The following is a 12,370-nucleotide window of genomic DNA, read 5'->3' as shown; positions in this document are numbered from 1 at the left end:
GTTTTCCTTTCGCATACGTCTCATAAACTGAGACGAGGAATCCCTTTGATGTCGCCACTGCAGGCCATGCTGGAGAAAGCCCGACGCGCATTGCTGCGGCGGGGCGTTCTCATGCAGGACACCGACGACATCGTCCAGGAAGCCTTCCTCCGCGTCGAAGAATACGAACGCAAGCAACAGGTCCGCTCGCGCGAAGCCCTGCTGGTCACCGCCGCGGTCAATCTGTCGATGGACCGCGCCCGGCGGCGCCGCGACTCGCCCTTCGTCGATGTCGCCGACGACCTGCTGAGGGTGGCCGACCGCACCCCGCCGCCGGATGAGATCGTCCGGGCCCAGGCGCGGCTGAAACGCGCCGCCGAAGGCCTGGACCAACTGCCGGAGCGGACCCGGCGGATCCTGCTCAGCCGCCGGCTGGACGGGACAAGTTTCAAGCAAATTGCGCAGACCGAGGGCATGACGGTCGCCGCCGTCGAAAAACAGGTGGCGCGGGCGACTCTCGAACTGATGAAGTGGATGGACGGATGGTGAGACAGCAAACAGCGGAACGCGAGCGGGCGGATGCCGAGGCCGCGGCTTGGCTGGCGCGGCTGCAGCACGACGACCGCTCCACCGACACCGAAGCCGCCTTCCAGCGCTGGCTGAAGACCCACCCGGACCACCAGGCCGCCTTCGACCGGGCCACCGAGGTCTGGGAACTGCTGCCGGGCGCCGCCTCCGTGCGCCAGGCCATCGCCGCCAATGACGACTATCCGGCGCGCCCTGTCGCCGTCAAAAAGGCCGGCGGCCGCCGTGCCTTTGCCGCCGTTGCCGCCGCGTCCGTCGCCGCCATGGTGGCCGCCGGCGCTTTGTGGATATCGCAGCCGACCGTCTATGAAACCCTGCCCGGCGAACAGCAGGTCCAGACCCTCAGCGACGGCAGCCGCGTGTCGCTGAATACCGACAGCCGCGTCACCGTCGCCTATACCCCCGGCCAGCGCCGGGTGGCGCTGGATCGCGGCGAAGCCCTGTTCGACGTCAAGCGCGACCCCAAGCGGCCCTTCATCGTCTCGGTCGGCGGCAGCGAGGTCAAGGCCCTGGGCACCTCCTTCCTGGTCCGGCGCAATCCGGATCATACCGCGGTGACCCTCATCGAAGGCAAGGTCGAGGTGTCGCGCCGCGAAGGCGACACCCTGGAGCGCCTGGCCATCCTGGCGCCCGGTGAGCGCCTGACCTTTGGTGGCGCCGGGCGCACCGTGCTGGACAAGCCGGTGGTCGACACCGTAACCGCCTGGCGCCACGGCGAGGTCATCTTCTCGGACATCGCGCTGCGCGACGCCGCCGGCGAGCTGAACCGCTATGGTCCGGTCAGGATCGTCATCGCCGATCCGGAGATCGGCGAACTGCGCGTTTCGGGCGTGTTCGAAACCAATGACGCTGCCGAATTCGCCGTCGCCGTCGCCCAGATGAACCGGCTGAAAGCCCGCCGCTCAGGGGAGACCATCACCTTATCGCGCTAAGATAATGTCGGTTTTGCCACCGTCATCCGTCTCATCATCAAGGAGCGCCCAGAGACGCTTCGTTACAGGCAAGGGGAAATGGGAAGTTTTGCTCGTCTCATGAGCTTGAACGCCGTTGTGGCGTTGGCCCTGATGTCCGCACCCGCGGCGCAGGCCGAAGCTCTGTACGCGCTCGACCTGCCGTCCCAGGCGCTGTCGAAATCCCTGACCGAAATCGGCTCCCAGACCCACGCCAATGTCATCTTCTCGCCCGAAGCCGTCTCCGGCCGCCAGGCCAAACCCCTGCGCGGCGCCTATTCCACCGAAGGCGCGCTGAAGACCCTGCTGGCCGGCACTGGCTTAGGGTTGACCACCACGCGCGGCGGCTCCTACATCGTCGCCCCCCTGCCGGTTCAGACCGCGCCTGTGGCCGCCACGCCCCAGCCGGTGGTTTGGGTCGAAGAGCCGTCCCCGCCGGTCATCGTGCGCGGCTATCGCCAGAGCCTGACCGAAGCCCTGCGCATCAAGCGCCGCGCCGATGGCGTGGTCGACGTCGTCCTGGCCGAAGACATGGCCAAGTTCCCCGACAACAACCTGGCCGAAGCCCTCCAGCGCATGCCGGGCGTCGCCATCACCCGCGACCAGGGCGAAGGCCGCAGCATCACCGTGCGCGGCCTGGGCCCCGACTTCACGCGCGTCGAGATCAACGGCCTGGAATCGCAGGCCGCGACCGATGGCCTGGCCGAGGGCGTCAACCGCAGCCGCGGCTTCGACTTCAACGTCTTCCCGTCGGAGCTGTTCAGCCGCGTCGACGTGCTGAAAACCTCCAGCGCCGACAAACCGGAAGGCTCCCTGGGCGCCACGGTCAACCTGGTCACGCCGCATCCGTTGGACCGCAAGGGCCCGCGCATCGCTGCCGGCACCCAGCTTACCTATAACGACCTGGGCGACCGCAGCGGCGCCCGCGCCACGCTTATGCTCAGTGACACCTTTGCCGATGACAAGGCCGGGATTCTGGTCTCGGCCGCCTGGTCGCTGACCCCGCTGAACCTGCAGGGCGTCAACAGCGGCGGCTGGAACCAGGGCACGGCGGATGGCGGTTTCTGCAAGCCGACCCAGGGCACCGGCGGCCCGTGCGACGTCGCCAACCTGGCCCAGGCGACCGCCGCCTATAACAGCGTCAACCAGGCCACCACCTACATCCCGCGCTTCTACCGCTATACCGACCTGCAGGGCGACGTCGAACGCGTCGGCATGACCGCCAGCGCCCAGTGGCAGCCATCGGAACACACCCTGATGACGGTCGACCTGCTCTATTCGCAGTTCAGTACGCAACGCACCGACCACTTCCTGGAGGCCATCGGCTTCAGCCGTGGCGCCTCCCAGGGCGGCAAACCGGAAAGCGTGCCGCTGGAGGCCGCGGTCGATGCCAGTGACACCCTGGTCTATGGCCGGTTCGACAATGTCGATGTCCGCTCGGAAATCGCCATCGAGAACTTCACCACCATCTTCAAGCAGGGCTCGTTCAGCCTTAAGCACCAACTGACCGACCGCCTGGGCTTCGAAGGCATGTTCGGTGTCTCTTCGTCGAGGTTCAGCAACCTGGAACTGTCGGCCCAGATCGACCGCTTCAATGTCGACGGCTACAGCTACGACATCCGCGACGGCGGCCAGTATCGCCCGAAGATTGACTATGGTTTCGACGTCAATGAACCGTCCAACTGGTATTTCGGCCCGCGTGTGACTCAACCGGGCGGCACGGGGGCGACAGGGCCGGAACTGCGCCTGCGTCCCAACTACCTGCACAACGGTTATGAAATCGCCCAGGCCAAATTCACCTATGACCTTGGCGACGGCTGGCGTGCCAGCCTGGGCGGTGAAACCAAGGACTACAGCTTCCGCAGCATCGTCTACCGCCTGATCCAGGGCGAGGCCAACTTCTCGGCGCCATCAGCCGGCATCGCGGACCTGACCAAACAGTTCTGCGGCGTGTCTGACATCGTCGAAGACGGCCGTTCGCCCATCTGCTGGACCATCCCCGATATCGACGCCTTCATCGCCGAGTACGACCTGCTGGGCAATAGCGGCCGCACGGCGGTGTCGACCACCAATCCGGCGGCGCGCGGCTTCAATCAGGCCGTCTTCGAAACCGACCATTCGGTCTACGGCCTGGTGGCCTTCAAACGCACCCTGTGGGGCGTGCCGGTGCGCGGCAATTTCGGCGTCCGCCAGGTCCGCACCGAACAGGTCTCCGAATTCATCGCCAGCGTCCCGACCTCGGTCGATCCGTCGGGCCAGCGCCTGACCCAGGTCCGCCGCGCCTATAGCGACACCCTGCCGTCCTTCAACATCGCCGCCGACCTCAACCGCGACACGGTGCTGCGTTTCAGCGCCGCCAAGGTCATCGCCCGTCCGCCCCTGACCAGCCTGGTCGCCGACACCAGCGTCCAGGTCAATGGCGGCGCCCGCCGCGTGGCCACGGGCAATCCCTATCTCGAGCCCTACCGCGCCGACAGCTTCGACCTGTCGTACGAATGGTATCCGGCCTCGGGCAAGGTGGCGGCCATCGGCTTGTTCTACAAGGACATTTCGACCTACGTGCAGTCCCTGACCCACGTGGCGCCCTATTCGACCACAGGCCTGCCGGTGGAGCTTCTGGCCGGCACCGGGGCGACGATGACCGACGACTTCGTCATCCAGCGTGCCGTCAATACGCCCGGCGGACCGCTCTACGGCGCCGAAATCACGTATCAGCAGCCCCTGCGCTTCCTGCCCGGTCTCTGGTCGGGCCTGGGCGTGCGCATGAACTACACCTGGGCGACCAGCCAGATCGACTACATCACCACCTCGGCACTGGGCACGGTCACCGTGACCGCCGACCTGGTCTACCTGTCGCGCAATTCGGCCAACGCCACTCTGTATTACAGCAAGGGCCGGTTCGAGGCGCGGCTGTCGATGAACTACCGCGACGAATATCTCAGCGCCGTGCCGGGCGGTTTCAACACCGACGCCAACGGCATGAACGCGGCGACCTATTGGGATGCCTCGGCCAGCTATCGCGTCACCGACCAGCTGACCCTGAGCCTGGAAGGGCTGAATCTCACCAAGGAGACCAATGGCACATGGAGCGATTCCGTGGCCCGCCGGACGACGGACTACCGTCTCGGCGGCCGGCGCATCCATGCCGGTCTTCGCTACAGTTTTTGACGGAAGGCATTTTGGACATGCGCATGACATGACGAAATTCGCCGGCCGTAAGTAAAATTCGCGCTTCGCCGCTCAAAGTGGCGAAAATGAGATAACCTTTGTGCTTTTAGCGCAAAGGGCGATTGGCGTTGCAAGCATAAAATAAGTATAGAATTATTTTTATATTCATAATTGTTCCGCTATTTGTGACGATTTTGCCACGTAGACGCTCTGAATCGCGCAAAATTGCGCAGCAACATAGCAAAATGCTCATTTTCTATTTCCGTTTCCGAAGAATGTGCTAATAGGTCGACAAATGACACCGGTGTCTGACCCCGGTGTCATTGCCAAACAAAAAAGTGGCAGGCATCGCCACGCAGGAAAAACCAGGAAGAACATCATGAAACGGAATGCCATCCGCTCGGGGAGCAGGGTTCAACTCTTCGGAGCTTCAGTGTTAGCGCTAACGGTTGCGGGCCTCCTGCCCGGCGCCGTTCAGGCCCAAAATGCGCCCGCCGCCGCGCCCGCTGCTGCGGCTGACGATGTCGTCGTCGTCACCGGCTATCGCGCCTCTCTGCGCAGCGCGCTCAGCAAGAAGCGCAATGCCGACGTCATGCTCGACGCCATCAATGCCGACGACATCGCCGACTTCCCCGACGCCAACCTGGCGGAATCGCTTCAGCGCATCCCGGGCATCTCGATCGATCGCGACAACGGCGAAGGCCGTCAGATCAGCGTGCGCGGCCTGGGCGGCGATTTCACCCGCGTCCGCATCAACAACCTGGAAGCCCTGTCGACGGCGGGCGCTAATGACGCCGGCTCGACGCCGAACCGCTCGCGCGCCTTCGACTTCAACACCTTCGCCTCGGAACTGTTTAACTCGCTGACCGTGCGCAAGACGGCCTCGGCCGAAACCGACGAAGGCAGCCTGGGCGCCACGGTCGACCTGCAGACCGGCCGCCCGTTCGACTATAAGGACGGCGCCTTCGCCGTGTCGGTCCAGAACGCCTATAACAGCAACGGCGGCACCAACAGCCCGCGGATCACCGGCCTGTTCTCCAAGCGCTGGTACGACGGCAAGATGGGCTTCCTGGCCTCGGTCGCCTATTCGGAAAAGGTCTCCGAAAACGACCAGTTCCGCCGCGGTCCGGGCAGCTCGGACTACACCTATCGCGGCACCACCTGGGCCGGCAACGAAATCCCCGGCCGCGCCGGTTTCGCAGCACCTGCCGGCACCACCTTCGGCAGCGTCATCACCAATCCGGCGGTAATCGCCGCCCAGACCGGCTCCGACCCGACGGCCTATGCCACCCTGTATCCGGGCTGCGCCGCAGCGTCCACCAACACCACGGCGGTTCAGCCCGGCTGTAACAACTCGGTCGTCAAGTTCCCGGCCCTGGGCTCGATCGAGCAGCAGGACCTGGAGCAGAAGCGCCTGGGCGTCACGGCCTCGTTCCAGATCCAGCTGGCGCCCCGCACCCGCCTGACCATCGACGGCCTCTATTCGAAGTTCGACAACAAATCGACCATCTACCAGGTGTCCAGCGTCGGCCTGAACCGCAACAACACCAATGCCGGCTTCAACACGGCGAACGCCGGCACGGCGGTGGCCACCAAGCGCGGCTTCTATCCCGGCCTGTGCACCGCAGCGACCGAAACCGACCTGGCGCCCGGCCAGGACTGCGGCCAGCAGATGAACGGCACGACGCTCGTCGCCGGCACTCAGTTCAGCTACAACCCGTTCAACCTCGACCCCTACGACTATTTCAACAGCACGGCGTCGCCCGGCTATATCGCCTCGACCAACGGCATGGCCTTCCGCGATGCGCTGATCGGCCGGCCGGCGGTCAAGGTGTTGGATGCCCACGTCACCAACAACAATGCCGACTACCTGAAGCTCAGCAACATCGACTGGCGCTCCGCCGCCGACCGTGGCCAATACAGCACCGAATTCAACCAGGTTTCGTTCAACCTGACCCACGCCTTCACGGATAACTTCCGCGCCGATATCACGGTGGGTGCCTCGAAGTCGTTCAACCACTATCAGGGCCTGCTGGTCGAGTTCAATTCGATGGACCGTCCGGAAGTCTTCACCTACGACGAACGCGCCGGCGGCGACATGCCGACCTTCAACCCGGGATTCGACCTGACCGATGCGTCCAAGTGGGGCATCATCAAGGGCTTCTCGGGTATGCGCAACTATATCCGCGATACCGAAAACACCTACGAAGGCGCCAAGGCGGACTTCACCTGGGACATCAACGACACCTTCTCGTTCAAGTTCGGCGCGGTGACCCGCAAGTACGGCTTCTCGACCAACCAGTTCGAACGCAACAGCGACCTGCTAAACCCGACCGAAAAGGAAGCCAAGGTCTCGGTCGATTCCTTAAGCCGCGTCATCGACTTCGGTGACGGCCTGGAGGTCTCCGAAGGCACGCCGACCGCGTTCCGCGCCCCGTCGATCGAAGCCTTCTCGTCGGTCTTCGGCTTCGACTGCAACTGCGTCAACAAGTACGGCGACTTCCGCATCACCCGCAAGCGCAACCGCACGGCCAGCTTCACGGTGGCCGAAGAGACGCAAGGCGTCTACGGCCAGCTGAACTTCAAGCACGACATCCTGGGCCGCAACCTGTTCGGCAATATCGGTGTCCGCCAGGTCTCGACCGAGGTTCTGTCCCAGGGCGAAACCACGGCCGGCCGCCACATCTTCGGCACCAACAAGTATGACGATGTGCTGCCGTCGATGAACGTAGCCTGGGAAGTCATGGACGACCTCTATATCCGCGCCGGTGCCTCCAAGGTCATGGCCCGTCCGCAACTGGTCAACCTGTCGCCGGCCGTGTCGGCGATCAGCGTCCCGGCGGCGGGCGGCGAAGCGGCGGGCGGCACGCTCACCGTCGGTAACCCCAAGCTGAAGCCCTTCCGCGCCACGGCCTACGACCTGGCCGCCGAATGGTACTTCGCCAAGAACGGCCTGCTGTCGCTGTCGCTGTTCAAAAAGGACATCGACTCCTACCCTCAGACCATCCTGTACTCGGCGCCGCTGTCGACCTTCCTGGATGCCGAAGCCATCGATGCGCTGAAGCTGCAGTTCACCGATCCCGACCAGATCGCCTACGTCAGCGATGACCGTCCCTTCCTGGCCCGCCAGGTCAGCGATGCGCCGGGCGGCTCGCTGCAGGGCTGGGAATTCAGCTACCAGCAGGACTTCAACTTCCTGCCGGGCCTGCTCAGCCACACCGGCGTGCAGTTCAACATGACGCACATTGATTCCGAGCTGACCTATATCCTGGATCCGGGCACGGTCAACGCGACGACGGGCGTGGTCACCAAGGCGCCGACCTACGGCAATGGTCCGTGGCTCAATGCCTCGCCGGACGCCATCAACCTGACCTTCTACTATGAAACCGAAAAGCTCAGCGCCCGTGTCTCGGCCGCCCAGCGCAAGGGTTATTACACGACCTACCCGATCGCATCGGGCGCCTGTGCGGTCGGCCTGAATGCCGACGGCACGCCGTGCGACGGTCCGCTGATGAACGAGTTCGGCGGTTCGGAAGGGACGCTGAACGTCGACTTCGCGATCAGCTACAATCCGGCGCCGCACTGGACGGTCACCCTGGAAGGCCTGAACATGACCAACCAGACGACCAACCGCTACGCCTACGACCAGCCTGTGGTGACTCAGTACGGCTCGACCGGCCGGACCATCACCCTGGGCCTGCGTTACAAGTACTAGGCTTTCCCAGACTGCGGTGTCCGTCTCCCGGTACCGCAGTCTTTCTTGCCGGGCTGGGGCCACCGGGGCGCCCCAGCCGGTCTTTTCTACCGTTCTCCAGATCCAGCTCCCCGTTGTGGAATGCGACATTCCTAGACAAGCTGGCCACTCAGGCGGGCGGGTTGCCCAACCCGCCCGCCCTTTTTTTGAGTGGAACCGAGATAGTCCTTTCTTCTCCTCTCCACGAAGTGGGGAGGGGGACCGCGAAGCGGTGGAGGGGTATCTTACAGGCATCGACCGTGTATTTCAGGCGAAGGCCATTTCGCCCGAAATTCATACCAAACCAAAAGTCATACATAGTATGAAAGTGCCCATGCCCCGCCTTACTCGCCGTTCCGCACTCCAACTGGCTGCCGCATCTGCCGTCGCCGCAGCCTTGCCGGCGCGCGGCCAAACCCCGCCCCGCGACCTGGTGCTGTGGTACAAACAGCCCGCCATCGAATGGACCGAAGCCCTGCCGCTGGGCAACGGCCGGCTTGGCGCCATGGTGTTCGGCGGCGTCGCCCGCGAACGGCTGCAACTGAACGAAGACACCATCTACGCCGGCAGCCCTTACCAGCCGGCCAACCCCGAAGCCCTGGCCGCCCTGCCGGAAGTGCGCAATCTGATCTTTGCCGGCGAATACCTGAAGGCCCAGGAACTGATCCAGGCCAAACGCATGGCCAACCCCATGCGCCAGGTGTCGTACCAGACGATCGGCGAACTCAGCCTGATCTTCGGCGTCTCGTCGAACGCCTCCAACTACCGCCGTGAACTGGACCTGGAACGCGCCGTCTCCACCGTGACCTACACCCAGAACGGCACCCGCTTTACCCGCGAAACCTTTGTCTCGCCGATCGACCAAGTGATGGTCATGCGCCTGACGGCCGACCAGCCCGGCAAGATCGGCTTCCAGCTCGCTTTCGAAAGCCCGCAGCAGGCCGCCGTCACAATCGAATCCCCTCAGGACATCGTACTCAAAGGCCGCAACGGCCCGCATAATGGCATCGAAGGCGCCCTTCGCTTCGAAAGCCGGGTCAGGGTGGTCGCCCAGGGCGGACAACAAACCACCGGCCATGACGAACTGATCGTCGCAAACGCCGACAGCGTGACCGTCTACATGGCGGCGGCTACCAACTATAAAAACTTCCGCGATGTTTCGGGCGACCCTGCCGCCATCACCAAAGCCCAGATCGCCGCCGCCGTCCAACGCCCCTACGACACAATCCTGGCCGACCATATCGCTGCCCACAAAAAGCTGTTCGGCCGCGTCACCTTCGACCTCGGCCGCAATGAATTTGCCGATCTGGCCACCAACGACCGTATCGCCAAATCTCTGGTCCAGGACGATCCCGCTTTGGCCGCCCTGTACTTCCAGTACGGCCGCTACCTGCTGATTTCGTGCTCGCGGCCGGGCACCCAGCCGGCCAATCTCCAGGGCCTGTGGAACGAGAAGCTGAATGCGCCGTGGGGCGGCAAGTACACCATCAACATCAACACCGAAATGAACTACTGGCCGGCCGAGCCGACCGCCCTGCCGGAGATGGTTGAGCCCCTGATCCAGATGGTCAAGGACCTGGCCATCACCGGTGGGGAGACGGCCCGCATCATGTACGGTGCGCGCGGTTGGGTGACGCACCACAATACCGACCTGTGGCGGGCGACCGGACCGATCGATTCCGCCTTCTACGGCACCTGGCCGACGGGAGGTGCGTGGCTGTGCCTGCACCTTTGGGACCGTTACGACTATGGCCGCGACCGGGCCTACCTGAAGGACATCTACCCGCTGCTCAAGGGCGCGTCGCTGTTCTTCGTCGACACCCTTGTCAAGGATCCGCACAGCGGCTTCATGGTCACCGCGCCCTCCATGTCGCCGGAGAACCGCCACAAGTTCGGCACCTCGATCTGTGCTGGCCCCACCATGGATATGCAGATCATCCGCGACCTGTTCGCCAACACCATCAAAGCCGCCGAGATCCTGAAAACCGACAAGGCTTTCCGTGGCGAAGTCGCCGCCCTGCGCACCCAACTCGCCCCCAACAAGATCGGCAAGGCAGGTCAACTCCAGGAATGGCAGGAGGACTGGGACGCCGAGGCCGGTGACCCGCATCACCGCCACGTCTCGCACCTCTACGGCGCCTTTCCGTCCAGCCAGATCAGCCTGCGCAAGACTCCGGACCTGGCCCAGGCCGCCAAGGTCTCGCTGGATCAGCGCGGTGATCTGTCGACCGGCTGGGCCATAGCGTGGCGGCTGAACCTGTGGTCGCGCCTGAGCGAGGGTGATCGCGCCCATTCCATCCTGAAGCTGTTGCTGGGGCCGGAACGGACCTATCCCAACATGTTCGACGCCCACCCGCCGTTCCAGATCGACGGCAATTTCGGCGGCACGTCGGGCATGACCGAGATGCTGCTGCAATCCTACGACGGCGAAATCCAGATACTCCCCGCCCTGCCGAAAGCCTGGCCGTCGGGCCGTATCACCGGCCTGAAGGCGCGCGGCGGCTTCACCCTCGACATCGCCTGGAAGGACGGCAAAGCCGACCGCGTCACCCTGACCTCGGCGTTCGGCGAAAAGGCCGCCCTGGTCTACGACGGGCAGACGCAACCCCTGGCGTTGAAAGCCGGTGAAACGGCCGTCTTCGGCCTGAACGGCAAAGGACTGGTGCGGCTGTGATCGATCGGCGTGCCTTGCTGGTAATGACGGCAGGTCTGCTCCTGCCGAGCCTGGCCCAGGCCGGGACGCGGATCGTGCGCGTCACCACGCTCGACCGCGAAGGGCCGGGCTCGCTGAAGGCCGCCCTCGACGAAGCCGGTCCGCGCACCATCGTCTTCGAGGTCGGCGGCGTCATCGACCTCGACAAGACCAGCCTGAAACTGACCCAGCCCTTCGTCACCGTGGCAGGTGAAACGGCGCCCGACCCCGGCATCACCCTGATCCGCGGCGGTATCTCGGTCGCCACCCACGATGTCGTCATCCGTCATATCGCCGTGCGTCCCGGCACGGCCGGCATGGCAAAACGGAGCGGCTTCGAACCCGACGGTCTGACCACCACCTCGGCCTACAATGTCGTCGTCGACCATTGCAGCCTGACCTGGGCGGTGGACGAAGCGCTCTCGGCCTCCGGCCCGCGCTTTGAAGGCGCGACGCTTGAGGATTGGCGGCGCAACACCTCGCACGACATCGTCTTTTCCAACAACATCGTGGCCAACAGCCTGCACGACGCCAGCCACGCCAAGGGGCCGCATTCGATGGGCTCCCTGATCCACGACAATGTCACTGGCGTGCGCATCACCGGCAATCTTTACGCCAACAACAATGAGCGTCATCCGTTGGTCAAGGGCGGCGGTCAGGCGGTGGTGACGGGTAATGTCTTTGCCAATCCTGGCCATACCTGTTCGCAATACACGCTGGTCGAAGACCAATGGACCGGTCGCGAACGGGTGCCCGGCCGCATGGTCCTGCGCGGCAATGTCATGCGCGGCGGATTAGACACCCGGGCGGGCCTGGCCATGCTGACCTTCGGCGGGGCAGGGGACTTGGAGCTGCACGCGGCGGACAATATCGCCACCTACGCGGACGGCTCACCGGCCCCGATCATCGGCTACTACCAGGCCCGTTCTGACGGCTACGACGAAGGCGGCGCCTACGTCCCCAAAGCCTTTATCCGCTCGATGCCCCAGCCCAACCTGACAACAATCGCCAACACCCAACGCCATGTCTACGCCAACGCTGGCGCTCGCCCCTGGAGCCGCGACCCGATCGATGCGGCTATCATCGCCTCGGCGAAGGCTGGCACCGGCCGCATCATCCACTCCGAATCCGACGCTGGCGGCTACCCCGTCCGCCCTTCCACCCGCCGTCCCTTCAACCCAAAGACTCTCCAACACACAGACTTTGTGAGGCTCGCATGAAGGAGAGGGGGCGAACTCCCTCCTCCCTACGAAGTGGGGAGGG

6 protein-coding genes are annotated in these 12,370 nt (G+C 64.3%); all 6 read left to right on the top strand.

Annotated elements, in window-relative coordinates; genetic code table 11:
• Nucleotides 1-48: 48 nt before the first annotated feature.
• The 6 genes from ABAC460_RS32040 to ABAC460_RS32015 all read left to right on the top strand — a co-directional run bounded on the left by ABAC460_RS32040 (nucleotide 49) and on the right by ABAC460_RS32015 (nucleotide 12,327).
• Entirely contained in the window at nucleotides 49-528 is a 480-nt protein-coding gene (locus tag ABAC460_RS32040; protein ID WP_023452733.1) for an RNA polymerase sigma factor, read from the top strand.
• On the top strand, nucleotides 522-1,496 hold the full coding sequence (locus tag ABAC460_RS32035; RefSeq protein WP_023452732.1) for a FecR family protein: 975 nt from the start codon (nucleotides 522-524) through the stop codon (nucleotides 1,494-1,496). The genes ABAC460_RS32040 and ABAC460_RS32035 overlap by 7 nt, the downstream gene beginning before the upstream one ends.
• Before the next feature lie 99 nt (nucleotides 1,497-1,595).
• Nucleotides 1,596-4,682 carry a TonB-dependent receptor gene (locus tag ABAC460_RS32030; RefSeq protein ID WP_023452731.1) on the top strand — a complete coding sequence of 1,029 codons (3,087 nt, stop codon included), beginning with the start codon at nucleotides 1,596-1,598 and terminating at the stop codon, nucleotides 4,680-4,682.
• Nucleotides 4,683-5,115: 433 nt separating this feature from the next.
• Nucleotides 5,116-8,397 carry a TonB-dependent receptor domain-containing protein gene (locus ABAC460_RS32025; protein ID WP_235075777.1) on the top strand — a complete coding sequence of 1,094 codons (3,282 nt, stop codon included), beginning with the start codon at nucleotides 5,116-5,118 and terminating at the stop codon, nucleotides 8,395-8,397.
• A 352-nt stretch (nucleotides 8,398-8,749) separates the two neighbouring features.
• Complete coding sequence (locus ABAC460_RS32020; RefSeq protein WP_155914602.1) at nucleotides 8,750-11,089, top strand: glycoside hydrolase family 95 protein; 2,340 nt, start codon at nucleotides 8,750-8,752, stop codon at nucleotides 11,087-11,089.
• Nucleotides 11,086-12,327, top strand: a complete 1,242-nt coding sequence (locus ABAC460_RS32015) for a pectate lyase (RefSeq protein WP_023452728.1) — start codon at nucleotides 11,086-11,088, stop codon at nucleotides 12,325-12,327. Before ABAC460_RS32020 ends, ABAC460_RS32015 begins: the two co-directional genes overlap by 4 nt.
• Nucleotides 12,328-12,370: the final 43 nt, after the last annotated feature.

The sequence above is a fragment of the Asticcacaulis sp. AC460 genome, assembly GCF_000495795.1.
In the GTDB taxonomy this organism is placed as follows: domain Bacteria; phylum Pseudomonadota; class Alphaproteobacteria; order Caulobacterales; family Caulobacteraceae; genus Asticcacaulis.
This window is presented reverse-complemented; position numbering and strand designations above follow the sequence as displayed.